Source organism: Streptomyces sp. NRRL S-920 (assembly GCF_000717945.1).
In the GTDB taxonomy this organism is placed as follows: domain Bacteria; phylum Actinomycetota; class Actinomycetes; order Streptomycetales; family Streptomycetaceae; genus Streptomyces; species Streptomyces alboniger.
In genome coordinates this window covers 1-26290 of sequence record NZ_JODF01000083.1, presented here as the reverse complement: position 1 = coordinate 26290, position 26290 = coordinate 1, and the positions used below count along the sequence as shown (strand labels likewise).

22 protein-coding genes and 3 tRNA genes are annotated in these 26290 nt (G+C 72.4%); 13 read left to right on the top strand and 12 right to left on the bottom strand.

Features of this window, described 5'->3' with window-relative positions; all coding sequences use genetic code 11:
* The first annotated feature begins 166 nt into the window (after positions 1-166).
* Entirely contained in the window at positions 167-1405 is a 1239-nt protein-coding gene (locus IG54_RS0134345) for an MFS transporter (RefSeq protein ID WP_051820334.1), read from the top strand.
* A gap of 33 nt (positions 1406-1438) precedes the next feature.
* On the opposite strand, the gene IG54_RS0134340 is transcribed toward IG54_RS0134345, so the two are convergent.
* The 3 genes from IG54_RS0134340 to IG54_RS0134330 all read right to left on the bottom strand — a co-directional run bounded on the left by IG54_RS0134340 (position 1439) and on the right by IG54_RS0134330 (position 1842).
* A tRNA-Ile gene (locus IG54_RS0134340) sits at positions 1439-1515 on the bottom strand.
* Between the two features lie 176 nt (positions 1516-1691).
* Positions 1692-1764: transfer RNA gene (locus IG54_RS0134335), tRNA-Asn, on the bottom strand.
* Between the two features lie 5 nt (positions 1765-1769).
* Positions 1770-1842, bottom strand: a tRNA-Asn gene (locus IG54_RS0134330).
* A 161-nt stretch (positions 1843-2003) separates the two neighbouring features.
* On the opposite strand from IG54_RS0134330, the gene IG54_RS0134325 reads away from it, so the two are divergent.
* From IG54_RS0134325 to IG54_RS0134310, 4 genes are all read left to right on the top strand, one after another.
* Positions 2004-2306 (top strand): YtxH domain-containing protein, encoded by a 303-nt coding sequence (locus tag IG54_RS0134325; protein ID WP_030794042.1) that lies wholly within the window; start codon positions 2004-2006, stop codon positions 2304-2306.
* An 84-nt stretch (positions 2307-2390) separates the two neighbouring features.
* Complete coding sequence (locus tag IG54_RS0134320) at positions 2391-3818, top strand: FGGY family carbohydrate kinase (RefSeq protein ID WP_030794039.1); 1428 nt, start codon at positions 2391-2393, stop codon at positions 3816-3818.
* A gap of 202 nt (positions 3819-4020) precedes the next feature.
* On the top strand, positions 4021-5754 hold the full coding sequence (locus tag IG54_RS0134315; protein WP_030794036.1) for an ABC transporter ATP-binding protein: 1734 nt from the start codon (positions 4021-4023) through the stop codon (positions 5752-5754).
* Positions 5755-5765: 11 nt separating this feature from the next.
* On the top strand, positions 5766-7676 hold the full coding sequence (locus IG54_RS0134310; RefSeq protein WP_030794035.1) for an ABC transporter ATP-binding protein: 1911 nt from the start codon (positions 5766-5768) through the stop codon (positions 7674-7676).
* Positions 7677-7894: 218 nt separating this feature from the next.
* On the opposite strand, the gene IG54_RS0134305 is transcribed toward IG54_RS0134310, so the two are convergent.
* From IG54_RS0134305 to IG54_RS38585, 5 genes are all read right to left on the bottom strand, one after another.
* Positions 7895-9223 carry an RNA polymerase sigma factor gene (locus tag IG54_RS0134305; protein WP_030794033.1) on the bottom strand — a complete coding sequence of 443 codons (1329 nt, stop codon included), beginning with the start codon at positions 9221-9223 and terminating at the stop codon, positions 7895-7897.
* Positions 9224-9328: 105 nt separating this feature from the next.
* On the bottom strand, positions 9329-11311 hold the full coding sequence (dnaG, locus tag IG54_RS0134300) for a DNA primase (protein WP_078594853.1): 1983 nt from the start codon (positions 11309-11311) through the stop codon (positions 9329-9331).
* Positions 11312-11389: 78 nt separating this feature from the next.
* On the bottom strand, positions 11390-12652 hold the full coding sequence (locus IG54_RS0134295) for an NAD(P)/FAD-dependent oxidoreductase (protein ID WP_030794028.1): 1263 nt from the start codon (positions 12650-12652) through the stop codon (positions 11390-11392).
* Between the two features lie 166 nt (positions 12653-12818).
* Positions 12819-14174, bottom strand: a complete 1356-nt coding sequence (locus tag IG54_RS0134290; protein WP_051820332.1) for a deoxyguanosinetriphosphate triphosphohydrolase — start codon at positions 14172-14174, stop codon at positions 12819-12821.
* Positions 14175-14222: 48 nt separating this feature from the next.
* Entirely contained in the window at positions 14223-15074 is an 852-nt protein-coding gene (locus tag IG54_RS38585) for a sirohydrochlorin chelatase (protein WP_078594851.1), read from the bottom strand.
* A gap of 397 nt (positions 15075-15471) precedes the next feature.
* Between IG54_RS38585 and IG54_RS0134275 the strand changes: the two genes are divergently transcribed.
* Positions 15472-16188, top strand: a complete 717-nt coding sequence (locus IG54_RS0134275) for a SanA/YdcF family protein (RefSeq protein WP_234336452.1) — start codon at positions 15472-15474, stop codon at positions 16186-16188.
* 192 nt (positions 16189-16380) lie between these two features.
* Positions 16381-18594, top strand: coding sequence for a molybdopterin oxidoreductase family protein (locus IG54_RS0134270; protein WP_051820331.1), 2214 nt, complete (start codon positions 16381-16383; stop codon positions 18592-18594).
* Positions 18595-18646: 52 nt separating this feature from the next.
* Here the strand turns inward: IG54_RS0134270 and IG54_RS0134265 are convergent, their stop codons facing one another.
* Both IG54_RS0134265 and cutA read right to left on the bottom strand, forming a co-directional pair.
* Complete coding sequence (locus tag IG54_RS0134265; RefSeq protein ID WP_030794013.1) at positions 18647-19090, bottom strand: gamma-glutamylcyclotransferase family protein; 444 nt, start codon at positions 19088-19090, stop codon at positions 18647-18649.
* Positions 19087-19425 (bottom strand): divalent-cation tolerance protein CutA, encoded by a 339-nt coding sequence (gene cutA / locus IG54_RS0134260; RefSeq protein ID WP_030794010.1) that lies wholly within the window; start codon positions 19423-19425, stop codon positions 19087-19089. Before cutA ends, IG54_RS0134265 begins: the two co-directional genes overlap by 4 nt.
* 230 nt (positions 19426-19655) lie before the next feature.
* Here cutA and IG54_RS0134255 point away from each other — a divergent pair, with 230 nt between their 5' ends.
* Both IG54_RS0134255 and IG54_RS0134250 read left to right on the top strand, forming a co-directional pair.
* Positions 19656-20378: a hypothetical protein gene (locus tag IG54_RS0134255; RefSeq protein WP_030793999.1), complete on the top strand. Its 723-nt coding sequence runs from the start codon at positions 19656-19658 to the stop codon at positions 20376-20378.
* Complete coding sequence (locus IG54_RS0134250; protein ID WP_063756299.1) at positions 20378-21721, top strand: ATP-binding protein; 1344 nt, start codon at positions 20378-20380, stop codon at positions 21719-21721. The genes IG54_RS0134255 and IG54_RS0134250 overlap by 1 nt, the downstream gene beginning before the upstream one ends.
* A 14-nt stretch (positions 21722-21735) precedes the next feature.
* Here IG54_RS0134250 and IG54_RS0134245 read toward each other — a convergent pair whose 3' ends face one another.
* Positions 21736-22371: an NADPH-dependent FMN reductase gene (locus tag IG54_RS0134245; protein ID WP_030793993.1), complete on the bottom strand. Its 636-nt coding sequence runs from the start codon at positions 22369-22371 to the stop codon at positions 21736-21738.
* Between the two features lie 63 nt (positions 22372-22434).
* Here IG54_RS0134245 and soxR point away from each other — a divergent pair, with 63 nt between their 5' ends.
* The 4 genes from soxR to IG54_RS0134225 all read left to right on the top strand — a co-directional run bounded on the left by soxR (position 22435) and on the right by IG54_RS0134225 (position 25367).
* Positions 22435-22953: a redox-sensitive transcriptional activator SoxR gene (gene soxR / locus IG54_RS0134240; protein WP_030793989.1), complete on the top strand. Its 519-nt coding sequence runs from the start codon at positions 22435-22437 to the stop codon at positions 22951-22953.
* 9 nt (positions 22954-22962) lie between these two features.
* On the top strand, positions 22963-23760 hold the full coding sequence (locus tag IG54_RS0134235; protein WP_030793986.1) for an aminotransferase class IV: 798 nt from the start codon (positions 22963-22965) through the stop codon (positions 23758-23760).
* Positions 23761-24044: 284 nt separating this feature from the next.
* Positions 24045-24602 (top strand): hypothetical protein, encoded by a 558-nt coding sequence (locus IG54_RS0134230; RefSeq protein WP_030793983.1) that lies wholly within the window; start codon positions 24045-24047, stop codon positions 24600-24602.
* Between the two features lie 120 nt (positions 24603-24722).
* Positions 24723-25367, top strand: coding sequence for a class F sortase (locus IG54_RS0134225; RefSeq protein ID WP_030793980.1), 645 nt, complete (start codon positions 24723-24725; stop codon positions 25365-25367).
* 18 nt (positions 25368-25385) lie between these two features.
* On the opposite strand, the gene IG54_RS0134220 is transcribed toward IG54_RS0134225, so the two are convergent.
* The gene (locus IG54_RS0134220; RefSeq protein ID WP_030793977.1) at positions 25386-26168 is read right to left on the bottom strand and encodes a sulfite exporter TauE/SafE family protein; all 783 of its coding nucleotides are present in this window, start codon (positions 26166-26168) and stop codon (positions 25386-25388) included.
* Between the last annotated feature and the right edge of the window lie 122 nt (positions 26169-26290).

The window sequence follows — 26290 nt, the reverse complement described above, 5'->3', positions numbered from 1 at the left end:
GGTTTTTGCCTGCCTCCGCCCGGCCCGCGCTCCGAGAGCGCCCGAGCCCTCGGCCGGGTGCCGAGCGTCGTGGGTTTTACGGGATCTACTCCCTTCCCCGTCAGAACCACCCGGCGGTGAAGGGGTCATCTAGCCTCTCGTGAGCCACAGGGAGGAGCCCGCCCGTATGAAGTCCCTCCTGCCCCCACCGGGCCCGACCCGGCTGCTCACCGTCATCACGATGGTGATGTCGCTGGGCCAAGGGCTGTGGATGGCGCTCAGTTCGATCTACGCGGTCACGATGCTGCACCTGACCCCCGGCCAGCTCGGTATCAGTGTGAGCGTCGCCGCGGCGATCGTCCTGCTGTGCAGCATCCCTCTGGGCCACCTCGCCGACCGGGCAGGTCCCCGCACCGTGCAGATGTGGTCCTTCCTGGCCCTGGCCGCCCTGACCGCGGCGCTGCTGCTCGCGACCGACTTCTGGGCCTACCTCGTCATCGTCGCCGCGCAGGGCATCGCCTACAGATCCGGCCGCAGCGCCCGCAAGGCGATGATCGCCGGACTGGTCCCCGCCGCGGAACGCGTGCAGGTGCTCGCCCAGGTACGCGCGGCGTCCAACGCGAGCATCTCCGTCGGTGCCTGCCTCGCCGGTCTCGTCCTGGCGGTGGGCTCACGCGGGGCGTATCAGGGCGCGGTCCTCTTCATCACCGCCGCCTTCCTGCTCACGGGAGTGCTCACCGCGAAGGAACCGCCCGTCCCACCGGTCCCGGCGTCGGCGGGTGCCGCGCTCGCCGTACTGCGCGACGTGCCGTTCCTGTCGTTCGCCGCGCTGGACGGGCTGCTGACCACCCACACCATCCTCCTGGACATCATCCTGCCGCTGTGGGTGCTCCAGCACACGGGGGCGCCGCGCTGGATGAGCGCGGCCATCCTCCTCGTCAACACCATCCTGGTGGTGGCCGTCCAGAGCCGCGCCGCACGGGGCGCCGACTCCCCCGCGGCCGCCGCGCGCGCCAGCTTCCAGGGAGCGGGCTGCGTCGCGGCCGCCTGCCTGCTCTTCGCCCTGAGCGACGGAACCGCGATGATCGCGACCTGTGTACTCCTCGTGACCGGCGCTGTCGCCCACGCCCTCGGCGAGGTACGTCAGGCGGCCGGCAGCTGGGGCATCGCCTTCGACCTCGCCCCGGATCACGCCCAGGGCCAGTACCAGGCCACTCACGCCATGGGCCAGGACGTCGGCAAGCTCATCGCGCCCGCGGCGTTCACCTGGCTGGTGCTCGAACACGGGGCCCTGGGATGGGTGGCGCTCGCGGCGGTCTACGCGATCCTCGGAGCGGTGATCTCTCCTGTGGTCACCCTTGCCGTCCGGGCTCGATCTCTTGGCGTGTCGCTGCAAAGGGAGCGACCGCCGCAGGCGCACAGTTGACGCAGGTGGAATCGTTCCTGCGCCCTGACGCCGTGGTGGGGCGGGTGGGACTCGAACCCACGGCCGACGGATTATGAGTCCGCTGCTCTAACCGGCTGAGCTACCGCCCCTAACGGCGCGTCGCGCACATTTGTGCGCGCCGTCTGCCGCAGCATAGCCGCTCATACGATCTCCTGCTTCGGATGGTCGGCAACGCTCGACGATGAGGACCACAGGGCTGCCCGCGTGGTTCCACCGGGCACGAAAAAGGACCCCCGAGAGATCTCACAGGGGTCCTTCCTCACAGCTCTCCCGACTGGACTCGAACCAGTAACCTGCCGGTTAACAGCCGGCTGCTCTGCCAATTGAGCTACAGGAGACCGAGCTCCCCCGACTGGACTCGAACCAGTAACCTGCCGGTTAACAGCCGGCTGCTCTGCCAATTGAGCTACAGGGGATCGTCTCGTTTGCATCGAACGCACCTAGCTGGGAACTCTCCGGGCGGCGGGCGCTCGCTGCGACACATACATTAGCGCAAGCAGGGGGGTGCTCCGCCAATCGGTATCCCTCAGCCGATCAGTAGGCGAGTGGCAGACGAGGCAAGGGAAGGGTGGCAGCCATGCGGTACCGGCTCACATTCGTGGCGGGACTGGCCCTCGGGTACGTACTCGGGACCCGGGCCGGACGCGAGCGCTACGAGAAGCTGAAGAAGTCCGCCCGCGAGATCGCGCAGAACCCGGCCGTGCGCAACACCGTCGAGTCGGCGGGCCAGCAGGGCCGCGAGGTGGCGGGCAAGGCCTTCCACACGGTGTCCGAGAAGGTCGGGGACAAGATGCCCGACTCGGTGGCCGACCGGGTGCGGTCGCTGCGCGAGCGGGGGCAGGGGCCCGGCGGGGACGACTGGGGCACGACCAACACATAGCCGTCGACCCCGGGGGCCTCGTAGCGGTCACGGGTAGCAAACACAGGTACGGGACACGTCCCGCGGTGCGGCAGAATTCCTGGCATGGGGATAGTCGCAGGGTTGGACAGTTCGCCCGATTTCACGCGCATTGTGGTCTGTGACACGGACACGGGCGCCGTACTCAAGCAGGGTTATGCCCCGCATCCGCTCGAGAGCGCCGAGGGCGGCGGACGGCCGGCCGACGTCGATCCACAGGCCTGGCTGCTCTCCCTCGGCGAGGCGGCGGGCGGCGGGCTGCTCGAAGGCGTGCAGGCCATCGGCGTCTCCGCCCAGCAGAACGCCCTCGTGCCGCTCGACAGCCACGGCAACACCGTGCGGCCCGCGCTCGTCGGCAACGACCGGCGGGCGCAGGTGGCCGCGGTCGACCTGATCGACGCCCTCGGCGGCCGCGAGGCCTGGGCGCAGGCCGTGGGGTGCGTACCGCAGTCCGCGCAGCCGGTGACGAAGCTCCGCTGGCTGGCGCGGACCGAACCGGAGGCCGCCCGGCACGTGGCCGCCCTGATGCAGGCCCCCGACTGGCTCGTATGGCAGCTCCTCGGCCGCCCCGCGCGGCGTACGACCGACCGCGGCGGGGCCTCCGGCACCGGCTACTGGTCGGCGGCGACCGGCTCGTACCGCCCCGAGCTGGTCGAGATGGCCCTCGGGCACCAGGCGATGCTGCCCGAGGTGATCGGGCCCGCCGAACCCGCGGGGACCACGCCCGAGGGGCTGCTGATATCCGCGGGGACCGGCGAGACGATGGCGGCCGCCTTCGGGCTCGGGGTGCGGCAGGGCGACGCCGTGGTCTCGCTCGGGGCCTCCGGGTCGGTGATGGCGGTCCACCACGAGGCGCTGGCCGACCCCTACGGGATGATCACCTCGCTCGCGGACGCCACGGGCCTGCACCTGCCGGTGGTGCACACGATGAACGCCGTGCGGGTGCTGCGCGGCACCGCCGAGATGCTGGGCGTCGCGGATCTGGAGGAGCTGTCCGCGCTCGCGATGAAGTCGACGCCGGGGGCGCACGGCCTCGTACTCCTGCCCTATCTGGAGGGCGAGAAGACGCCCAACCTGCCGCACGCCGCGGGGACGCTGACCGGGCTGCGGCGCGAGTCGATGAAGCCCGAGCATCTGGCGCGGGCCGCGTTCGAAGGCATGCTCTGCGGGCTCGGGGACGCGCTGGACGTGCTGCGCGGGCGGGGCGTCGAGGTGCGGCGGGTGTTCCTGCTGGGCGCCGCCGCCGAGCTGCCCGCCGTACAGGCGGCGGCCCCGATGCTCTTCGGTACGCAGGTCGTGGTGCCGCAGCCCGCGGACTACGCGGCGATCGGCGCCGCGCGCCAGGCCGCGTGGGCGCTGACCGGTCAACTGCCGCTCTGGCAGGGGGCCGCGGCGCAGGTCTTCGAGGCGGGCGAGGAGCTGGCGGTGGGTCAGGCGGTGCGGCAGCAGTACGCGACGGTGCGGGAGCAGTCGCACCCCGGGGCGTTCTCCTGAGCCCCGCCGGCTCGTGAGCCTCCCGGGCTCCTGAGCCCCACCGGAGCAGGGCTTCTCAATTCTTGAGTGAGCACACTTCTTTACCCAGGCTTATTTTTGACTCAGTCATGGGTTAATCGCTTGCACCCTGAGGGGTCGGGTGTCGCAGGATAGGTGGCGTCTTCGCCAACTTGCCGACACCCGACTCCTCGAGAGACCGAGCGTGCTCATAAGACTCCTGCGGACGTACCTGCGCCCGTACAAGAAACCGATCGCCCTGCTGGTGCTCCTCCAGTTCTTGCAGACCTGCGCCTCCCTCTATCTGCCCACCCTGAACGCCGACATCATCGACAACGGTGTCGTGGACGGGGACACGGGCTACATCCTGACCTTCGGCGGCATCATGATCGCCGTCACGGTCGTGCAGATGGCGTGCAACATCGGCGCCGTCTTCTACGGGGCGCGGACCGCCGCCGCGCTCGGGCGGGACGTACGGGCCGCCGTCTTCGACCGCGTGCAGTCCTTCTCGGCGCGCGAGGTGGGCCAGTTCGGCGCCGCCTCGCTGATCACACGGACCACCAATGACGTCCAGCAGGTGCAGACGCTGGTCCTCATGTCGTTCACGCTGATGGTGACCGCGCCCATCATGTGCGTCGGCGGCATCGTGATGGCGCTCGGCCTGGACGTGCCGCTCTCCGCTGTCCTGATCGCCGTCGTACCCGTGCTCGGCGTCAGTGTGAGCGTGATCGTGCGGCGGCTGCGGCCGCTGTTCCGCACCATGCAGGTGCGCCTCGACACCGTGAACCGGGTACTGCGCGAGCAGATCACCGGCAACCGCGTCATCCGCGCCTTCGTCCGTGACGCGTACGAGAAGGAGCGGTTCCGCGAGGCGAACGCCGACCTGACCGACGTATCGCTCGGCACCGGCAAGCTACTCGCGCTGATGTTCCCGATCGTGATGACCGTCGTGAACATCTCCTCGGTCGCGGTGGTGTGGTTCGGCGCGCACCGCATCGACGGCGGCGGCATGGAGATCGGCGCGCTCACCGCGTTCCTCGCCTATCTGATGCAGATCGTGATGTCCGTGATGATGGCCACCTTCATGTTCATGATGGTGCCGCGCGCGGAGGTCTGCGCCGAGCGCATCGAGGAGGTCCTGGCCACCGAGAGCAGTGTGGTGCCCCCGGCCGCCCCGGTCCGCGAGCTGCGCAGCCACGGACACCTGGAGGTCCGGGGCGCGGGGTTCCGCTACCCCGGCGCCGAGGAGCCCGTCCTGAAGGGCGTCGACCTGCTCGCCAGGCCCGGTGAGACGACCGCCGTGATCGGTTCCACCGGCAGCGGCAAGTCGACGCTGCTCAGCCTCGTACCGCGACTGATCGACGCGACGGAGGGGCAGGTCCTGGTCGGCGGCGTGGACGTGGGCACGATCGACCCCGCGCTGCTCGCCAGGACGGTGAGCCTCGTCCCGCAGAAGCCGTACCTCTTCGCGGGCACCGTCGCGAGCAACCTTCGCTATGGCAATCCGGACGCGACGGACGACGAGCTGTGGCACGCCCTTGAGGTCGCCCAGGCCAAGGAGTTCGTCGAGGGTCTCGACGAGGGGCTCGGCGCGCCCATCTCGCAGGGCGGCACGAACGTATCCGGTGGTCAGCGCCAGCGCCTGGCCATCGCGCGCACGCTGGTGCAGCGCCCGGAGATCTACCTCTTCGACGACTCGTTCTCCGCGCTCGACTACGCCACGGACGCGGCGCTGCGCGGCGCCCTGGCCCGCGAGACCGCCGAGGCGACCGTGGTCATCGTCGCCCAGCGCGTGGCCACCATCCGCGACGCCGACCGCATCCTCGTGCTCGACGAGGGCCGGGTGGTGGGCGCCGGACGGCACCACGAGCTGATGGAGAGCAATGAGACCTACCGGGAGATCGTCCTCTCCCAGCTGACGGAAGCGGAGGCCGCGTAATGCCCCCTGGCATGGGTGGACCGATGATGGGCCCCGACTCCCGGTCGATGGATTTCAAGGGCTCCGGCAAGCGGCTGCTCGCGCAGTTCGGGCCGGAACGGATCACGATGTACGGGATGCTCGCGGCCGGAGTCCTGAGTGTCGCGCTCACGGTCCTCGGCCCGAAGATCCTCGGCAAGGCGACCGACCTGCTCTTCGCGGGCATCGTCGGCCGTGACATGCCGGACGACCTGACGAAGGAACAGGTCATCGAGGGCCTGCGCGACAGGGGCGACGGCAGCAAGGCCGACATGCTCACCGGCGTCGACTTCACGCCCGGCGAGGGCATCGACTTCGGGGCGATGGGCGAGGTCCTGCTGCTCGCGCTCGGCACGTTCCTGGCGGCGGGCCTGCTGATGGCGGTCGCCACCCGGCTGTCCAACCGCGCCATCAACAACACCGTCTTCCGGATGCGCGGGGACGTCCAGGAGAAGCTGTCGCGCCTTCCGCTGTCGTACTTCGACAAGCGGCAGCGCGGCGAGGTGCTGAGCCGGGCCACGAACGACATCGACAACATCAACCAGACGTTGCAGCAGACGATGGGCCAGCTCATCAACTCGCTGCTGACGATCATCGGTGTCCTGGTGATGATGTTCTGGGTGTCGCCGCTGCTCGCGCTGGTGGCGCTGATCACCGTGCCGCTGTCGTTCTTCGTGGCGACGAAGGTCGGCAAGCGGTCGCAGCCCCAGTTCGTGCAGCAGTGGAAGTCCACCGGCAAGCTGAACGCGCACATCGAGGAGATGTACACCGGTCACGCGCTCGTGAAGGTGTTCGGCCGGCAGGAGGAGTCGGCGAAGGCGTTCGCCGAGCAGAACGAGCAGTTGTACGAGGCCGGGTTCAAGGCGCAGTTCAACAGCGGTGTCATGCAGCCGCTGATGTTCTTCATGTCCAACCTCAACTACGTGCTCGTGGCCGTCGTCGGTGGTCTGCGGGTCGCGTCCGGGGCGCTGTCCATCGGTGATGTGCAGGCCTTCATCCAGTACTCGCGGCAGTTCTCGATGCCGCTCACGCAGGTCGCCTCGATGGCGAACCTCGTACAGTCGGGCGTCGCCTCGGCCGAGCGGATCTTCGAGATCCTGGACGCGGAGGAGCAGGAGGCCGACCCGGTTCCCGGCGAGCGGCCGGCGAAGCTGCGCGGGCGGGTCGAGATGGAGCACGTGTCCTTCCGCTACACCGAGGACAAGCCGCTCATCGAGGACCTGTCGCTGGTCGTGGACCCGGGCCACACGGTCGCCATCGTGGGGCCGACCGGTGCGGGCAAGACGACGCTGGTGAACCTCCTGATGCGGTTCTACGAGGTGACCGGCGGGCGCATCACCCTGGACGGGGTGGACATCGCCAGGATGTCGCGGGACGAGCTGCGGACCGGCGTCGGCATGGTCCTCCAGGACACCTGGCTGTTCGGCGGCACCATCGCGGAGAACATCGCGTACGGCGCCGCGAAGGACGTCACGCGCGAGGAGGTCGAGGAGGCGGCGCGGGCCGCGCACGTGGACCGCTTCGTGCGGACGCTGCCCGACGGGTACGACACCGTGATCGACGACGACGGCACGGGCGTGAGCGCGGGCGAGAAGCAGCTCATCACCATCGCGCGGGCGTTCCTGTCGGATCCGGTGATCCTGGTGCTCGACGAGGCGACCAGTTCGGTCGACACGCGCACGGAGGTGCTCATCCAGAAGGCGATGGCCCGCCTCGCCCACGGGCGCACTTCGTTCGTCATCGCGCACCGGCTGTCCACGATTCGCGACGCCGACACGATTCTGGTCATGGAGGGCGGGGCGATTGTGGAGCAGGGGACGCATGATGCCCTGCTGGCGGCCGGTGGGGCGTATGCACGGTTGTACGCCGCCCAGTTCGCGGAGGCCGTCGCCGAGGTCGACTAGGGCCTGTCCGGCGGATCAGGCCGTACTCGGGTGGCGGTCCGCAGTGATGGGGTCTCCCCTGCTCGAGCGAAGCCGAGAGCTTGGGGAAGTGCCAGACCCCGCGGCCCGCGGCATGATCCGCCGGACAGGCCCTAGGGGCGCCGTCGGGGTGTCGGGGTTCTGCGGGTGCCGGTCTTGTGTGGCTGGGCGCGCAGTTCCCCGCGCCCCTTCGGGGCGCTTCAGTCCAGATAGCCCCTCAGCTGGTCCGCGAACGCGTGGTCGCGGAGTTTGTTGAGGGTCTTGGACTCGATCTGGCGGATGCGTTCGCGGGTGACCCCGAAGATGCGCCCTATCTCCTCCAGGGTGCGGGGGCGCCCGTCCGCCAGGCCGTAGCGCAGTTGTACGACCTTGCGTTCGCGTTCGCCGAGTGTGGACAGGACGGCTTCCAGGTGCTCGCGAAGCAGCAGGAACGCGGCCGACTCCACGGGTGAGGCCGCGTCGCCGTCCTCGATGAGGTCGCCGAGCGCGACGTCGTCCTCCTCGCCGACCGGGGCGTGCAGCGAGACCGGTTCCTGCGCCAGGCGCAGCACTTCGCTGACGCGCTCGGGGGCGAGGTCCAGCTGGGCGGCGACTTCCTCGGGCGTGGGTTCGTATCCGCGCTCCTGGAGCATGCGGCGCTGGACGCGGACGACGCGGTTGATCAGCTCCACGACGTGCACGGGTACGCGGATCGTGCGGGCCTGGTCCGCGAGGGCGCGGGACATGGCCTGGCGGATCCACCAGGTCGCGTACGTCGAGAACTTGTAGCCCCGGGCGTAGTCGAACTTCTCGACCGCCCTGATCAGGCCGAGGTTCCCCTCCTGGACGAGGTCGAGCATGGTGAGCCCGCGGCCCACATAGCGCTTGGCCACGGAGACGACCAGGCGGAGGTTGGCCTCGATGAGGCGGCGCTTGGCCATCCGGCCCATGACGACCAGCTTGTCGAGGTCCAGGGCGAGTTGGGAGTCCAGGTCGGGGGTGCCCAGCTTCTCCTCGGCGAAGAGGCCCGCTTCCACGCCGCGGGCCAGCTCCACCTCCTCCGCCGCGGTGAGCAGGGGGATCCGCCCGATCTCGCGCAGGTACTGGCGGAACAGGTCGGAGGACGGGCCGCCGGTGTCGGCGCGGCTGCGGGGGGCCGGGAGGTCGAGGGTCTCCGGTTCGAGGGCTTCCGGTTCGGGCGCTTCCGGTTCTGGGGCTTCCGGTTCGGGGGGCTCGGAGGGGCCGGGCTCCTCGGCGAGGGCGGGCTCCTCGGCTTCGATGGTCTCCGGGTGCCGGGTGGCACGGCTCTGCGGGGGGACCGCCTCCAGGACGTCCGTTTCCGCTTCCGCTTCGGGGCGCGCGCCGGTGTCGGTCTGGGTGAGGGTCTGGGTCTGCACGGGGGCGACCTCCAGGGTGATCGCTGCTGAGGCGTGCGGCAACGGGAGAGGGACGACGGCCTCGCCGCTGTCCGTCCCGGACACGATGGGTGGAACGTCGGGGGTGTCGGGCCCGCTGTCTGCGGGCCGGCCGCGCTCCGAGGACTCAGGCACCGCAACCCAGTGTGGGGTACGACACACGGCCGCCACGAGGGGCGTGCGGTGACTTTTTGAGTCCGGTCCGTGACCGCGTGGTTACACAACGAGTAAGCCGCGCCTCTAGGGCCTGTCCGGCGGATCAGGCCGTGCTCGGGTGGCGGTGACCTTTCTGCGCTGGTGAGCGGGGTCTGGTGCGTCGAGATGCAAGGCGGAGGAGGGCGGCAACGCGATGGGGGCGCCCCCTGCTCGAGGGAGGACCCACAACTCGTTCTGCACCGCGGCCAGTTGCTGAGGGTCACCGCCCGCGCCCAGCCGGGCGAGGCTGCCCTGGACGTCACGGATGCGGCGGTCGACGGCGCGCAGCCGGACCTGGACGAGCTGCACGCCCGCGTACACCTCGTCGACGGTCTTGCGCAGGATCGCCTCGACGGCCAGCTCGGTGACCATGCGGCGCACCGTGTCGTCGGGGGCCGCGTCGAGCACGCGCGCGAGGTAGGCCTGCGGCTCGGCGATGCCCGCCTCGGCGCCGCCCGCCTCCTCGACGCAGCGGCGCACGGCGGCGTAGGGCGGAGCGGTGAACTCGTCCACTCCGTACGCGTCGAAGGCCGGGGAGACCAACTCCGGGCGCTGCAAGGCCAGTTTGAGCAGCTCGCGCTCGGTGCGGTGGGCGGGGCTGCGCAGGGTGAGCGCGGGGCCGCTGGGCGGCGGGGGGCCTTGCGCGTACGTCTGCTGGGGCCTGCCCTGCGGCTGCGCGGGGCCCCTGCCGCCGCGGTCGCGGGCCCAACGGGCCAGCTGCGCCACGCGCTTGACCACGAACTGGGTGTCGAGGATGCCGAGCATGCCCGCGAGCTGGACGGCCACCTCGTGCTGCGCGCCGCTGTTCTTGATGCGGGCCACGACGGGCGCCGCCTCGTCCAGGGCGGCGGCGCGGCCCGCGGGGGTCTCCAGGTCGTACCGCGAGACGATCTGGCGCAGCGCGAACTCGAAGAGCGGTGTGCGGGGCTGCACGAGGTCGGCGACCGCGTCGTCGCCCTTGGCCAGGCGCAGCTCGCAGGGGTCCATGCCCTCGGGGGCGATGGCGATGTACGTCTCGGCGGCGAACTTCTGGTCGTCCTCGAAGGCGCGCAGGGCGGCCTTCTGGCCCGCCGCGTCACCGTCGAAGGTGAAGATCACCCGCGCCGAGCCGTTGTCCATCAGGAGGCGGCGCAGGATCTTGATGTGGTCGCCGCCGAAAGCCGTGCCGCAGGTCGCGATGGCGGTGGTGACGCCGGCGAGGTGGCAGGCCATGACGTCCGTGTAGCCCTCGACGACGACCGCGCGGGAGGTCTTGGCGATCTCCTTCTTGGCCAGGTCGACGCCGTACAGCACCTGGCCCTTCTTGTAGATCGGGGTCTCGGGGGTGTTCAGGTACTTCGGGCCGTTGTCGTCGTCGCGCAGCTTGCGGGCGCCGAAGCCGACGACCTCGCCGCCGATGTCGCGGATCGGCCACATCAGTCGGCCGCGGAAGCGGTCGATGGGCCCGCGGCGGCCCTCCTGGGAGAGGCCGGAGAGGGTCAGCTCCTTGTCGGTGAAGCCCTTGCCGCGCAGATAGCGGGTGAGGTGGTCCCAGCCCGCGGGGCTGTAGCCCACGCCGAAGTGCGCGGCGGCGGCCTGGTCGAAGCCGCGCTCGGCGAGGAACTTGCGGCCGATCTCGGCCTCGGGGCTCTCCAGCTGGTCCACGTAGAACTGGGCGGCGGCCTGGTGGGCCTCGACCAGGCGGATGCGCTCGCCGCGCTGGTGGCTGGGGTTGTACCCGCCCTCTTCGTACCGAAGGGTGATGCCGGCCTTGGCGGCGAGGCGCTCGACCGTCTCCGAGAAGGTGAGGTGGTCGATCTTCATCACGAAGGCGATCGTGTCGCCGCCTTCCTGGCAGCCGAAGCAGTGGAAGAGACCCTTGCTCGGGCTGACCTGGAAGGACGGGGACTTCTCGTCGTGGAAGGGGCACAGGCCCTTGAGGTTTCCACCCCCGGCGCTGCGCAGCTGGAGGTAGTCGGAGACCACGGCGTCGATCGGGACCGCGTCCCGAACCGCCTTCACGTCCTCGTCATTGATCCTGCCTGCCACGTACGAATACTACGGCTCGCCTGTGACACTCCCGCCCCGACCACCAGCCGGGCCACCACCCGGACCGCCGCCCGGCTCTCACGCCAGCAGTGACTCCAGGGGGACGGACGGGTCCGCGAGGCGCTCGACGTCCGGCCGCGCGCCCGTGCGGATCAGCTCCTGCACGGTCTCCGTGACGTCCCACACATTCACGTTCATGCCCGCGAGGACGCGCCCCTCGCTCAGCCAGAACGCGATGAACTCCCGCTTGCCCACATCACCGCGGGCCACCACCTGGTCGTACGAGCCCGGGGGCGCCCAGCCCGAGTACTCCAGGCCCACGTCGTACTGGTCGGAGAAGAAGTAGGGCACGCGGTCGTAGCGGACGTCGTGGCCGAGCATGGCGCGGGCCGCCGCCGGGCCGCCGTTCAGGGCGTTGGCCCAGTGTTCGACGCGCAGCCTGGTGTCGAAGAGCGGGTGGTGGAGTGCGGCCACGTCGCCCGCGGCGAAGATGTCGGGGTCCGAGGTCCGCAGGGAGGTGTCGACGACGATGCCGCCGCCGTGCGCCCGCTCGACCAGGTCGAGGCCCGCCGCCTCGGCGAGCGCCGTGCGCGGGGCGGCGCCGATCGCGGCGAGCACGTCGTGCGCCGGGTGCTCCTCGCCGTCGTCGGTGTGGACGGCGAGGACCATGCCGTCCTGGCCGATGATCTCCGTGAGGGACGCGCCGAAGTGGAACCGCACACCGTGCTCGGCGTGCAGGTCGGCGAACATCTGACCGATCTCGGGGCCGAGGACGGCGTGCAGCGGCGTCGGCTCGCGCTCGACGACGGTGACCTCCGCGCCGTACTCCCTGGCGGCCGCGGCGATCTCCAGGCCGATCCAGCCCGCGCCCGCGATCACCAGATGGCCGTTGTCCCTGCCGAGTGCCGTCAGGACCTGCCGGAGGCGGTCGGCGTGGGCCAGGCGGCGCAGGTGGTGCACGCCCGCGAGGCCGGTGCCCGGGACGTCGAGGCGGCGCGGTTCGGCTCCGGTGGCGAGCAGCAGCTTGTCGTAGTGGACGACCGCGCCGTCGCCGAGGCGCACGCTCTTGGCCTCGCGGTCGATGGCGACGACGGGCTGGCCGAGGTGCAGTTCCACGTCGGCCTGCGCGTACCACCCCGGTTCGTGGACGAAGACGCTGTCGCGCTCCTCCTTGCCCAGGAGGTAGCCCTTGGACAGGGGCGGGCGCTCGTAGGGGTGGTCACGCTCGTCACCCACGAGGATCACCCGGCCGGTGAAGCCCTCGGAACGGAGGGTCTCGGCCGCCTTGGCACCGGCGAGACCTCCTCCCACAATGACGAACGTCTGATGCGCGTCGACCACTTGATGCCTCCTTGCCGGGGGACCGGGGGTGGCCCCCGGAAGAACACAGGCTTGCCGCCACAGGGAGCGTCCCGCACGGAGCGTGAGGGGGGAAGGGGGCGTGGCTCCATCCGGCCACTTTCCGTCACGCCCTGTGGTCACTCCATGGTCACGTACCGCTGCTTCCCTATCGTCTCGCCGTCAGTCGCGTGTGCAGGGCACGGGCGGCCGCGTCCGTGAGGGACGCGATCTGGTCGATCACCACGCGCTGGGCCGCGCGGTCGTCGTCCGCCGTGTCGTACAGGGCGCGGAACTGCGGGTCGAGGCCGTCGGGGGCGCGCGTCATGAGCGCCTCGGCGAGTTCGGCGACCACGATCCGCTGGTCCGCGCGGAGCCGCTCCTGCGCGGGGCGCTGCATCACATAGCGGTCGGCGACGGCCTTGAGCACCGCGCACTCGTGCCGCGCCTCGCGGGGCACGACGAGTTCGGCGGCGTACCGCGTGAGGGGCCCCGTGCCGTGCCGCACGCGCGTGGCGCTCTCCGCGGCGAGACAGAAGCGGCCGATGAGCTGGCTGGTGGCGTCCTTCAACCGGGCCTGCGCGACGGCCGATCCGTCGTACCCGTGCGGCCACCACTCCTGGTCGAGGAGGCGGTCGAGGGCTTGGGCCAGCTCTTCGGGGTCGGTGTCCTCGGGTACGTAGCGTCCGAGGGCCACGGCGTAGATGTCCTGCCGCTCGGGCTCGGCGTGCAGGGCGTTCGGATCGATGTGGCCCGCGTGCAGGCCGTCCTCGAAGTCGTGGACCGAGTAGGCGACATCGTCCGACCAGTCCATGACCTGCGCCTCGAAGCAGATGCGCTGCCCCGGGGCCTCCTTGCGGACCCAGTCGAACACCGGCCGGTCGTCCTCGTAGACCCCGAACTTGGAGGAGTGCGGGTCGGTGGGGTGGGCGCCGCGCTGCCAGGGGTACTTGGTGGCGGCGTCCAGGGCGGCGCGGGTGAGGTTGAGGCCGACGCTGACCAGGTCGCCGGTGGCCTCGGAGCGCACGAAGCGCTTGGGCTCGATGCGGGTGAGCAGGCGCAGCGACTGGGCGTTGCCCTCGAAGCCGCCGCAGTCCGCCGCCACTTCGTTCAACGCCTGCTCGCCGTTGTGCCCGAAGGGCGGGTGGCCGAGGTCGTGGGAGAGGCAGGCGGTCTCCACCAGGTCGGGGTCGCAGCCGAGGGCCGCGCCCAGCTCGCGGCCCACCTGGGCGCACTCCAGGGAGTGCGTCAGCCGGGTGCGGGCGCTGGCGTCCCAGGCTTGGCTGCGGGTGCCGGGCGTGACGACCTGGGTCTTTCCGGCGAGGCGGCGCAGCGCGGCGGAGTGCAGCACGCGCGCGCGGTCGCGCTGGAAGGCCGTACGCCCCGGCCTCTTGTCGGGCTCGGCGGCCCATCGCTCGACGGCGGCTTCGTCGTAGCTCTCGTAGGCCTCGTATCGCGCGTGCGGTGCCGTGCCGTTCGGTGCCGTGCCGTTCGGTGCTGTGCCGTTCGGTGCTGTGCCTTCCATGCACCGACAGTAGACGCAAGCAGTGACAAAGGGGGTTCTGGCCCCTCGTCAGACCGCGGTCAGGCGGCGCTGTTCGGCCACCGGCGGGGCGGTGCGGGCCTGGTCGTAGCGGTGCAGGACGAGGCGGGCGAGCGCCGGGTGGGCGCCGAGCGGGGCCGCGGCGATCCAGGGCGCGGCGGCGGCGCTCTGGGTGGCGAAGCGGCCCGGGGCGGTGAAGTACGCGGCGACGGCGACGCGGCTCCTGCCCTCGGCGGCCAGGGCTTCGAGCGCTTCGGGCACGGTGCGGGCGCAGGCCGGGGTGGGGGCGGCGTAGGCGGGGACGACGGGGACGCCGAGGCGGTCGGCGAGCAAAGCGGCCGCGGCCTCGGTGCCGAGGGCCGACTCCGGGTCGCGGGAGCCGGCGGCGGCGAGGACGACCGCGTGCCGGCGGCGGGCGGCGGCGCCCAGGCGCCGCACGGGCCAGCCCGCCTGGACGAGCCGGGTGTGCAGGGCCTCGGCGAGCAGCGGGTGCGGGCCGAGCGGGGCGGCCACGCGGGTCTCCAGGTGGGGCGCGTCGGCGGCGGCCGCGGGGATGTCGCGCTTGACGTGCTGGCCGCGGCTCAGGAGCAGGGGGACGAGCACGGCGCCGCCGCCTCGCTGCGCGGCGAGGGCATCGGTGAGCAGTGGCTGGTTCAGCTCTATGTGACCGAGCCGGACGGCGAGGCCGGGCCGCTGCTCACGGATCCGGTCGGCGAGCGCCGTGACGGTGGCGAGGGCGCGGGGGTCGCGGCTGCCGTGGGGGACGAGGACGAGCGTGGGGTGTGGGTGGGGGGCGGGGCTGGGGTCGGGGCGGCGGTTGCCGTGGAGCGGTACGAGGCTGGGCCGGCTGCCGAGCTGACTGGTGATGTGGTCCGGCGTCATGAACTGAGGATGGCCGGGGCAGGTTGCGGGGGCGTTGCATGGCCGTGACGACTGTTTTCGGCGGCCTCACGGAGGTGGGCGGGGGTCGGTCAGGGCCGTGGTTCCGGGGCCGTGTGTAAGGGGTGGGGTCAGGGGAGTTTCAGGGTCGCTTCCGGGTTGTGGGGCCTGCTCGGTGGCGGTGGGGTCACTTACGGTGGTGGCAGTGATCGGATCGGGGGAGATCCGGTGGGGCGCGGGGGTGGGACGCATGGACCGGATGGATGCGGGCCGGGCGGATTCTGGCCGGGCGGATTCTGGCCGGACGGATACGGGCCGGACGGATGTGACGGGGTGGGCGGAGCTGCGGGGCCTGGCGGCGGTGTGTCGGGAGCGCCTGGTGGCGTGCCGGGAGCACCTGGTGGCGTATCGGGAGCGTTTGGCGGGGTCGCGGCGCCCGCGAAGGCCGGGATGGCTGCGGCTTCCGCGTACGCGGAAGGGGCGGCGCAGGGCCGTCCAGGGCGCGATGGCGCTCTGCGTGCTCGCGCTGCTGCCAGCGACCTGGCTCTTCGTGACGACGGACGGCAGGACCGGTTCGCTCGCGGACGCGCCGCGCGCCCGGGTCGCGATGGTCTTCGGCGCCGGGCTGTGGGAGGGCGGGCCCTCGCCCTATCTCGCGCACCGGCTGGACGCGGCGGCCGAGCTGTACCGCGCGGGCCGGATAGAGGTCGTGCTCGTGACGGGGGACAACAGCCGCGAGGACTATGACGAACCGGACGCGATGCGCGCCTATCTGAAGAAGCACGGGGTGCCGGACCGCCGGATCGTGAGCGACTACGCCGGGTTCGACACCTGGGACTCCTGCGTCCGCGCCAAGAAGATCTTCGGCGTGGACCGGGCGGTGCTGATCAGCCAGGGCTTCCACATACGCAGGGCGGTCGCGCTGTGCGACGCGGCGGGCGTCTCGTCGTACGGCGTCGGGGTGGACGCCGTGCACGACGCGACCTGGTACTACGGCGGCGCCCGGGAGGTGTTCGCGGCGGGCAAGGCGGCGCTGGACGCTGTGTTCCGGCCCGATCCGCGGTTCCTCGGGCCGCGGGAGCCGGGCGTGGAGCAGGCGCTGGCGTCGCGACGGTAGGCCCTGGGCGGCCTGGAGGGCGGCGGGGTGCGAGCGGCGGTACGCGGTACTGGGTCCTTCGGCGTCCACGCCCGGACGGCGGCTTGCGTCCCGCACCTCACAGAGGGGCGCGGGCGTGGCTGAGATCGGCTTACCGCGTGCGTAACGCGAGCGTGTCGGGGCACGTAACAAGAACGGCGGACGCTGGGCGGCATGCACTCCACGGCGACACCCGCGACACCGGCGACCACCGCGACCCCCGCGGCCACGGCGGTGACGGCGACCCACTGCCCGTACTGCGCGTTGCAGTGCGGGATGGGGCTGACGGCGGGCACCGGTGGTGGTGTGGAGGTCGTGGAGCGCGCGTCCTTCCCCGTGAACAAGGGCGCCCTGTGCGGAAAGGGACGCACGGCGCCCGCTCTGCTCTCCTCCCGGGTACGCCTGACCGAGCCCCTCGTCCGATCCCACGCCACGGGCAAGCTCGTACCGGCCTCCTGGGAGGAGGCCCTCGACCGGATCGCCGCAGAGCTGTCCCGTGCGCGCGAGGAACACGGTGCGGACGCGTGCGGGGTGTTCGGCGGCGGCGGGCTGACCAACGAGAAGGCGTACGCGCTGGGCAAGTTCGCGCGGGTGGTGCTCGGTACGTCGCAGATCGACTACAACGGACGGTTCTGCATGTCGTCGGCGGCGGCCGCCGGGCAGCGGGCGTTCGGGCTCGACCGGGGGCTGCCGTTCCCGCTGGAGGACATCCCGCGCACCGGTTGCGTGATCCTCGTCGGGTCGAACCTCGCCGAGACGATGCCGCCCGCCCTGCGGTACCTCACGGAGCTGCGGGAGAACGGCGGCACGCTGATCGTCGTGGACCCGCGCCGGACGCGCACCGCCGAGCAGGCCGATCTGCATCTGGCGCCGCGCCCCGGCACGGACCTCGCCCTGGCGCTCGGGCTGCTGCACCTGGTGGTGGCCGAGGGCCGCACGGACGAGGCGTTCATCGAGGAGCGGACCAGCGGATGGGAGGGGGCGCGGGCGGCGGCGATGGCGCACTGGCCCGAGCACGTCGAGCGGATCACCGGCGTGCCCGTGCCCCAACTGCGCGACGCGGTGCGTATGTTCTGCGACGCCGAGGCCTCGATGGTGCTCACCGCGCGCGGGCCCGAGCAGCAGTCCAAGGGCACGGACACCGTCGGGGCGTGGATCAATCTCTGCCTCGCCACGGGCCGGGCCGGGCGGCCGCTGTCCGGGTACGGCTGTCTGACCGGGCAGGGCAACGGCCAGGGCGGGCGCGAGCACGGGCAGAAGGCGGACCAGTTGCCCGGGTACCGCAAGCTGACGGACCCCGCTGCCCGGGCGCACGTGGCGGAGGTCTGGGGCGTGGACCCCGATGCGCTGCCGGGGCCCGGCAGGTCGGCGTACGAACTGCTCGACGCGCTCGGCGGGGACGTCAAGACGCTGCTCCTGATGGGGTCCAACCCGGTGGTGTCGGCGCCGCGGGCCGCGCATGTGGAGGAGCGGCTGCGGTCGCTGGACTTCCTCGCGGTGGCGGACGTGGTGCTGTCGGAGACGGCCGAGTTGGCGGACGTGGTGCTTCCGGTGACGCAGTGGGCCGAGGAGACGGGGACGGTGACGAATCTGGAGGGGCGGGTACTGCTGCGCCGCCGGGCGGTGTCCGCGCCCGCCGGGGTCCGCAGCGACCTGGACGTGCTGCACGGGCTCGCGGCTCGGCTCGGCCATGGGAAGGGTTTCCCCGTGGACCCCGAGGAGGTCTTCGAGGAGCTGCGGCGGGCGAGTGCGGGCGGCCCCGCGGACTACTCGGGCATCTCGTACGAGCGGCTGAGGGAGGGGGAGGGCGAGGGGGTGTTCTGGCCGTGCCCCGCCCCGGCGCAGGACACCACCCCGGCGCCGGACACCGGCCAGGCTCAGGGCACCCCGCATGCTCCGGGCGGCGTCGGTGTGGTTCCGCATCCCGGGACGCGCCGGTTGTTTCTGGAGGGGTTCGCCACGGAGGACGGGCGGGCGCGGTTCGTCCCGGTGGTGCACCGGGCCGCCGCCGAGGAGCCGGACGCGGAGTATCCCGTGTTGCTCACCACGGGGCGGGTCCTCGCGCAGTACCAGTCGGGGGCGCAGACGCGGCGGGTCGATGAGCTGAACTCCGCGGCGCCGGGGCCTTTCGTGGAGCTGCATCCGCGGCTGGCCGCGGGGCTCGGGATAGCCGACGGCGAGGCGGTCGCCGTGGTCTCGCGGCGTGGCCGGGCGGTGGCCCCGGCCCGGGTCACGTCGTCGATCCGCTCGGACACGGTGTTCATGCCGTTCCACTGGCCGGGCGAGGGCCGCGCCAACTCCCTGACGCATCCGGCGCTGGATCCCGTGTCGCGGATGCCGGAGTTCAAGGTGTGCGCGGTGCGGCTGGAACGTGCGGAACGGAGTTAGGAGGCGCGGAACGGAGTGAGGAGGGGATCAGCAGCTGCGGCCGTATCAGGCCTTATCGGCCGAGGCGGTGGCTCGACCAGGTGCCGTCCCCGATCAGCGTCCCCGACGCGCGCAGGCGCGCGGCCGTGCGGGGGGCCGCCAGGTAGACCCAGGCGCGCGTGGCCGTCCCGTCGGCGGCGCGGGTCACCTCGCGGGTCACGCGTTCGTAGAGGTTGCGGGGGTCGCCCGGCGCGTACTCCTCCAGGAGGTCGAGGGCGGTGAGCAGTCCGTCGTGGGCGAAGGGGGCCGCGGTCACCAGCTCGCCGTGTACCGGTCCGGCTTCCGGGGCCTCGACGGCGTAGGGGTAGCCGGGGCCCTCGTACAGGACGGCTCCCGGCAGCAGGGCCGGTTCCTCCGCCGTCACCCGGCCGCGGAGGTAGGCGGCGTGGTTCGGCTCGCCCGGGCGCAGGGTGCCGTAGACGAAGAAGGGCAGCCTCGGCGCGGCCCGCTCGGTCACTCGGCGGTCTCCCGCTCCACCCACTCCAGGTAGGCCGCGCTCCCCCGGGTCACGGGCGTCGCGATGATCTCCGGGGTGTCGTAGTCGTGGGCGTCGGTGAGCCATGCCTCCAGGGCGGCGTAGCGGGCGGCGGTCGTTTTGAGCAGCACCTGCCACTCCTGCGCGGTCTCGATGTCGCCTTCCCAGCGGTAGACGGAGGTGACGGGTCCGGTGATCTGCGCGCAGGCCGCGAGCCGCGCCCCGACCGCCCCGCGCGCGAGGTCACGCGCCTTGTGTTCCGCGTCGGTCGTGGTCAGCACGGTCAGTACGGCAGGCGCCGTCGGTTCATCGTCCATACGCCGATTGTGCACAGCCGTGGCCAGAGGCGAGCGCCCTGGACCAAGGTCCCGAACCGCCCGGTTTCTACGGTCGTAGTCGTGGTTGTTACATAACCTCCCGTTTTCTGTGATGGACGGTTCCTACGGTCGTCAGCGGTGGCCGGTCTCCGCCGAATCCCCAGCGCGGTCCCTGGGCCGGCCACCACCAGCCCACCGGCCGCCGCACCAGTGAGTCAGTCAGTCACGCCATGAATCCGAAGCTCCGCCGCCCGCTCACGCTGGGCGCCGCTCTCCTCGCCGCGCTCGCGGCGTCCGTACTCGCCGGGTGCGCCGGTCCGGGCGGCCTCGGCCCCGGTGAGGCCGTCCCGCCCGTCTCCGCGCAGCCGCACCCGGAGGCGGTCTGGCCCGCCTGGTCGGGTACGTCGTCGCGGGCGCCCGGCGCCGATGCCGCCACACGGCAGCCGCCGCCCCAGGCGTTGAAGGGGTTGCGGCAGGTCGGTTCCGGAGGGCTCGCCTCCCTGGACGTCCACGCGGTGCTGCGGGCCGATCCACGTATGAGGCCGCTGGCGGACCGGGGGCTGATCGACCGGCCGGGGCGGGCGGGGCTGCGGCCGCCCCGGTTCATGGACCTGACCGGCGACAAGAAGCCCGAGATGCTCGTGGCCGCGGACACGGAGAGCGGGCGGAACGTGCTGGCCGTCTACACCGAGCGCGGCGGCAAGGTCTACCCGGCGCTGTTCACCTCCGGCAGGCGGATGAGCGTCGAGACGATCGGCTCCGACCTGCTGGTCCGCACTCCGTGCTCGGACGGCGGCGAGCAGGCGGTGCGCTTCCACTGGGACGGCGCGCGGATGTCCACCATCAGCGACGTCACGGAGTACCACAAGGACGACAAGAAGTCGGGGGGTGCCTCGGAGCCTTCGGAACCGGGCCCGCACCCCTCCGAGACGGCGCCGACGGGAGGCCCCTGATGCCGCGCCGGGCCGTGCAGGGAGTCGAGCGCGCCCTCGCCGCACTCCCCCGCCTCGGCCTGCGCCGGAAGCCCGCCGCCCTCACCGCCCTCGGCCTCCGCTGGAAGATCGCCGCGCTGCTCGCGGGCGGCTGTGCCGTGGTCGCCGTCGCCATCGGGCTGCTCATCCACCACGCCCGGCTCGACCAGGTCGCCGGTAGCGCCCGGTCCAACGCCACCGCGCAACTCGTCCGCGTACGCCAGTTGTACGAGCTGACGGGAGAGGTCGACAGGAGCGACATGGACGCGGCGCTCGACGCCCCGGACCTGCCCGAGCCGTTGCGGCGGGCCGCGCTGGCCGGGCGGCGGACCACCTACCTCGACATGGCGGCGGACGATCCGTGCGTCTGGGCGGCGAGGCCGGTCGGCGGCCGCGAGCCCCACGTCCTGTCCGTCCGCGCGTCGCTGCGCGAACAGGCCGGGGAAGTCGCCGAGTTCGACCGGCGTCTGATGATCTCGGGAGCCGTGGTCGTCGGCCTGGCCGCGCTCGGCGGCGCGGGGCTGGCCAGCAGGCTCAGCCGTGAACTGCGCACCGCCGCGGCGATCGCGCGCCGCATCAGCCGGGGTGACCTCGACGCCCGCATCGACCACCCCCGGCCGCCGGGCGCGCACCACGGCAAGGACGAGGTGGCCGAACTGGCGGCCGCCGTCGACACGATGGCAGCGTCCCTCCAGCGGCGCCTGGAGGCCGAGCAGCGCTTCACCGCCGATGTCGCGCACGAGCTGCGCACCCCGCTGACCGGGCTGCACACGGCGGCCGAGCTGCTGCCGCCCTGCCGCCCCGCCGAGCTGGTGCGCGACCGCGTGCACGCGCTGCGCACCCTCACGGAGGACCTGCTGGAGGTGGCACGCCTGGACGCGGAGGTGGAGCGGCCGGACCTGGATGTGCATCCGCTGGGGCCGCTCGTCGAGACGATCGCCGAGCGCGCGGGCGGCTCGGCGGCCGGTTTCACGGCGCGGGGGACGGACGCCGCGTACGACACGTTCGTACGCACGGACGCGCGCCGGCTGGAACGGATCCTGACGAACCTCGTCGCCAACGCCCGCAGGCACGGCGGCGAACCGGTCGAGGTGCGGGTCGAGGGCACCGAGGTCACGGTCCGCGACCACGGCCCGGGCTTCCCCGAGCACCTCCTGGAGGACGGCCCGCGGCGCTTCAGAACCGGCGCGTGCGAACGCGGCCAGGGCACCGGCCTCGGCCTGACCATCGCGTTCGGCCAGGCCCAGGTGATCGGCGCGAGCGTGGACCTGGCCAACGCGGCGGACGGCGGCGCGGTGGCGGTGGTCGGCCTGCCGCGCGCATAGATGCCAGGGGGGCATCAACTTCCGTACGGGCGTACGGACTTGGCGCCGCGCAGCGCCCAGCCCCACCACGCCAGCTGGTCGAGCATGCCCTTGGCGGCGGCGTCGGCGGCCGATGGGTCGCGGTGGTTTCCCTCGTCGTCGAAGAGGGCGCCCGCGTTGTGGAAGGAGACGGTGTCGCGGATGGTCACGGTGTGCAGCTCCGCGAAGACCGGGCGCAGGTGCTCGACGGCGCGCAGGCCGCCGGAGAGACCGCCGTACGCGACGAAGGCGACGGGCTTGGCCTCCCATTCGTCCTTGTGCCAGTCGATGAGGGCCTTCAGGGACGCCGGGTAGGAGTGGTTGTACTCGGGGGTGAGGACGATGAACGCGTCGGCCGCGGCCAACTTGGGTGTGACCTTGGCGAGTTCGGCGGAGGCGGCGGCGGACGGGGAGAAGGAGAGGGAGGTCGGCAGGTCGGACTCGGCCAGATCGACGACGTCGACGACGAAGTCGGAGCGCTCGCGGACCCGGGCGAGCAGCCACTCGGCGACGATCGGCCCGAAGCGGCCCTCGCGGTTGCTGCCGACGATGACGGCGACGCGCAGCGGCGTGTCACCGCCGTCGAGGGCGGGGGCGGCGGAGGCGGACTGGGGAGAGGTGGTTTCAGTCATGGGGCAAGCCTCGTAGTTAAACCTTGGTTCAGGTCAAGCGGGAACTCTCGTTAATCTGACGGCATGAGCGCGCATCTCGCACCGGACGCCAAGGAAGCCACCGTCGGGGAACTCTCCGCGCGCAGCGGGGTCTCCCCCTCCGCCCTGCGGTTCTACGAGCGCGAGGGGCTCATCACATCCCGCCGCACCGCGGGCAATCAGCGCCGCTACAGCCGCGACACCCTGCGCAGGGTCGCCTTCATCCGCACCTCGCAGCGGCTCGGCATTCCGCTGGCCACCATCCGCGAGGTGCTCGGCCTGCTTCCCGAGGACCGCACGCCGACCCGCGAGGACTGGGCGCGGATCTCCGAGTGCTGGCGGGCCGACCTCGACGCCCGGCTCCGCGCCCTGCGGCGGCTGCGCGACAACCTCACCGACTGCATCGGCTGCGGCTGCCTCTCGCTCGCCACGTGCGCGCTGACCAACCCGTCGGACGAGCTGGGCGAGCGCGGCCCCGGGGCGCGCCGCCTGGTGGAGGCGGAGGAGCCGCGCGCCGCCGGCAGCCTGTGCCCGCCGAGGGGCCGGGCGGGGGCGGTCTCGTAGCGTGGCCGCATGACAACCACGGAGCTGGTGCAGCGAATCGAGATCGACGGACAGCCGGCCACCGCGGGAAGCCTGCTCTGGCCGGCCCTCGTCACCACGGGGCACTTCACCGCGATGCAGGTCAGGGGCGGCAAGGTGCGGGGCATCGACCTCCATCTGGCCCGGCTCGACGCGGCCACGCGCGAGCTGTTCGGGCGGGACCTCGACGGGGAGCGGGTGCGCGGCGCGGTCCGGCACATCCTGCGGGACGACATCGACGACGCGTCCGTACGCGTATACGTCCACGCGCCCGACGGGGAGCCGTCCCTCATGGTCACCGTGCGGGAGCCCGTCGAGCTGCCCACCGGCCTGGCGGCGCGCGCGCAGGCGCTGACGTCCGTGCCCTACCAGCGGCCCTTCGCCCACATCAAGCATCTGGGCGGCTTCGGCCAGGCCCGCCACCGTGAGCTGGCGCGGGCCGCCGGCTTCGACGACGCGCTGCTCACCGGTCCCGGCGGGGAGATCAGCGAGGGCGCCGTCACGAACATCGCCTTCTTCGACGGCACGCGGGTCGTGTGGCCCGACGCGCCTCATCTGGCCGGGGTCACGATGCGGCTGATCGAGGCGCGGCTGCCGGCCGCCGGGCTGCCCACCTCGCACGCCCCCGTCACCCTCGCGGACCTGCCGTCGTACTCGGCGGCCTTCGTCACCAACGCGTGGGGGGTCAGCCCGGTGCGCCGCATCGACGACGTGACGTACGACGTCGACGAGAAGCTGATGGCGACCGTGGCCGGGGTCTACGAGGCGGTGCCCTGGGACGCGGTCTGACCATGTGCTCCGGGACCTGATCCGAGCGCGCCGCGCGGCGGAGTCACCCATTCACAGCCGCCGCGCCCGCTCTTCGGAGTCTTCTCGTCGAAAAGCCGGTGACCTGCTGGAACGCTCACCTCACCGGAGCCGGAAGCCGCTCGTTCGGCGGCTTTCTGATGGCTCATCAGGAGGCGTGGGCTGCCGAGTGCCACTTACCTCGGTAGAGCGGGGTCCGACCGACGCAGCGGCACTTGGGGGTGCCGCGGGCCGTGTCCCGCGAAGGCCTCGGAGGAACAAGCACCATGCGCAACGCCCGCCTGCTGTCCGGTACCGCGCTCGCCGTAGCGGCGGCGGGCGTCCTGGCCGCCCCCGCCCCTGCCTCCGCCGCGCCCGCCGGAGGCCTGGAGGTCCAGCCCTCGACCGTCACTCCCGGCTCCACCGTCACCGTGCGCACCACCGCCTGCGGCTCCGGAGGGACCGCGACCGGTGACGCGAGCGCGGTCGGGGCCGGGACGTTCACCCTGGCGCCGGGCGCGCGGCCCGAGGATGTGGCCGGGCGGTTCGAGGTGCCGCCCTCCGCGCAGCCCGGCACGTACGAGATCGTCGCGAAGTGCTCCGGTTCCGGCGGCGCGGCGGTGCGGAACAAGCAGGTCGCGGGCGATCTGGTGGTGACCATCACCTCCACGGCGGCCGCCGCGGAACAGCCGCGCCCGCATCCGCGGGGACATGTGAAGACGGGGGTCGGCGGCGCACTCGGCCCCGACCCCGTGCAGACCGCGGCGGGAGTGGCGGCCCTGGCCGTCGCCGCCGCGGGCGGTACCTGGCTCCTGCATCGCCGGGCGAGAGGCGACAGGATCTGACGGACACCCTCCGCTGTCCACCGGTACCGCCGCCCCCGCCCCCTCCCGGCCCGTGTCCCCTCGTGGGCCGGGAGGGGGACGAGGGACCCCCGGCCCGACCGACCCCGAGGGGGACGCCGTATGCGCGAGACAGGCTCCAAGAGGACCGGCAACGCCGTCATAGCGACCGTCACCGCCGTGGCGCTCTGCACCGGTGCCTGGCTGCTGAGCAGCGGCACCGCCGCGCACCCGCCTCCGCAGCCCTCCTCCGCGCAGGCCGCGCCGACCCGGCCCGGCGCCCCGCGCCCCGACCCCGGCACCGCACCGCTGCCGCCGTCGCCGCCCGACCGGGTGCGCATCCCGGCGATCGGGGTCGACGCGCCCCTGATGGGGCTCGGCCTGACCCGGCAGGGCAGCCTCGACGTGCCGCCGTCCGAGCGGAAGAACCTCGCGGGCTGGTACGAGGCGGGCACCACGCCCGGCGAGCGGGGCACCGCGATCGTGGCGGGCCACGTCGACAACAAGGAGGGCCCGGCCGTCTTCTACGAGCTGGGCGCGTTGCGCAAGGGCCGCACGATCGAGGTCGAGCGCAGGGACGGCAGCGTGGCCGTCTTCACGGTCGACGCGAACGAGGTGTACGACGCGAAGGACTTCCCCGACGAGAAGGTGTACGGCGCCGCCTCCCGCCCGGAGCTGCGGGTGATCACCTGCGGCGGGAAGTACTCGGAGCGGACCGGCTACCAGGGCAATGTGGTGGTCTTCGCGCATCTGACGGCGGTGCGCTGAGCCGCGGCGCGCACGGGGTCAGGCCACCCACTGCTCGTACGCCATCTTGGTCACCAGCCCGAAGACGGTGACCAGGAGCACGACCCGGACGAAACCGCTGCCCCTCTTCAGCGCCGTGCGCGCGCCGAACATCCCGCCGGTGAGATTGAAGACGGCCATCAGCGCGGCCAGTTGCCACAAGACCGCGCCCTGCCAGGCGAACATCGCGAGGGCGCCGGCGTTGGTGCAGCAGTTGACGATCTTGGCGGTGGCCGAGGCGGCGACCAGGTCGAGGTGGAGCACGGCGGTCAGGGCGAGCACGAGGAAGGTGCCCGTGCCGGGGCCGATGAGACCGTCGTAGAAGCCGATGCCGAGGCCCGCGAACCCGATCGCGGCGAGGATCCGCCGCGGCGAGGCGGGCACGGCGGGGGGCGCGGCGCCGAAGGCGGGCCGCAGGATCACGAAGGCGCCGACGGCGACGAGCACCACCATGATCACGGGCTTCAGTACGTCGGTGCTCATCCCCGCCGCGAAGAAGGCGCCGCCCATCGACCCCGCGAGCGCGGCGAGGCCGACCCGGACGGCGGTGGGCACGTCGACGGGGGTCTTCCGTACGTACGTCACCGCGGCGCCGGTCGTTCCGACGATCGCCACCGCCTTGTTGGTGCCGAGGGCGTGCGCGGCCGGCGTGCCGCCCGGCAGGCCGAGCAGCAGGGCGGGGAGCAGCAGCAGTCCGCCGCCGCCGACCACGGCGTCGATCCAGCCGGCCGCGAGAGCTGCGAGGCAGAGGACGACGACCGTGGTCAGGGGTATGTCAGGCATGATCGCGACCCTATGCCGCGCAGGACGCGGGTCAGCGGGCGGCCGGCATCGGGGCCTCGGAGGCCTGTCCGGGGGCGGGGGGGGCGAGGTCCCTACGGCAACATCTCGGCGCGGGGCAGACG

Coding starts and splice junctions, on each gene's coding strand:
- IG54_RS0134345 (WP_051820334.1), top strand. CDS start 167: ATGAAGTCCCTCCTGCCCCCACCGGGCCCGACCCGGCTGCTCACCGTC.
- IG54_RS0134325 (WP_030794042.1), top strand. CDS start 2,004: ATGCGGTACCGGCTCACATTCGTGGCGGGACTGGCCCTCGGGTACGTA.
- IG54_RS0134320 (WP_030794039.1), top strand. CDS start 2,391: ATGGGGATAGTCGCAGGGTTGGACAGTTCGCCCGATTTCACGCGCATT.
- IG54_RS0134310 (WP_030794035.1), top strand. CDS start 5,766: ATGGGTGGACCGATGATGGGCCCCGACTCCCGGTCGATGGATTTCAAG.
- IG54_RS0134290 (WP_051820332.1), bottom strand. CDS start 14,174: ATGGAAGGCACAGCACCGAACGGCACAGCACCGAACGGCACGGCACCG.
- IG54_RS38585 (WP_078594851.1), bottom strand. CDS start 15,074: ATGACGCCGGACCACATCACCAGTCAGCTCGGCAGCCGGCCCAGCCTC.
- IG54_RS0134270 (WP_051820331.1), top strand. CDS start 16,381: ATGCACTCCACGGCGACACCCGCGACACCGGCGACCACCGCGACCCCC.
- cutA (WP_030794010.1), bottom strand. CDS start 19,425: ATGGACGATGAACCGACGGCGCCTGCCGTACTGACCGTGCTGACCACG.
- IG54_RS0134255 (WP_030793999.1), top strand. CDS start 19,656: ATGAATCCGAAGCTCCGCCGCCCGCTCACGCTGGGCGCCGCTCTCCTC.
- IG54_RS0134250 (WP_063756299.1), top strand. CDS start 20,378: ATGCCGCGCCGGGCCGTGCAGGGAGTCGAGCGCGCCCTCGCCGCACTC.
- IG54_RS0134245 (WP_030793993.1), bottom strand. CDS start 22,371: ATGACTGAAACCACCTCTCCCCAGTCCGCCTCCGCCGCCCCCGCCCTC.
- soxR (WP_030793989.1), top strand. CDS start 22,435: ATGAGCGCGCATCTCGCACCGGACGCCAAGGAAGCCACCGTCGGGGAA.
- IG54_RS0134235 (WP_030793986.1), top strand. CDS start 22,963: ATGACAACCACGGAGCTGGTGCAGCGAATCGAGATCGACGGACAGCCG.
- IG54_RS0134230 (WP_030793983.1), top strand. CDS start 24,045: ATGCGCAACGCCCGCCTGCTGTCCGGTACCGCGCTCGCCGTAGCGGCG.
- IG54_RS0134225 (WP_030793980.1), top strand. CDS start 24,723: ATGCGCGAGACAGGCTCCAAGAGGACCGGCAACGCCGTCATAGCGACC.
- IG54_RS0134220 (WP_030793977.1), bottom strand. CDS start 26,168: ATGCCTGACATACCCCTGACCACGGTCGTCGTCCTCTGCCTCGCAGCT.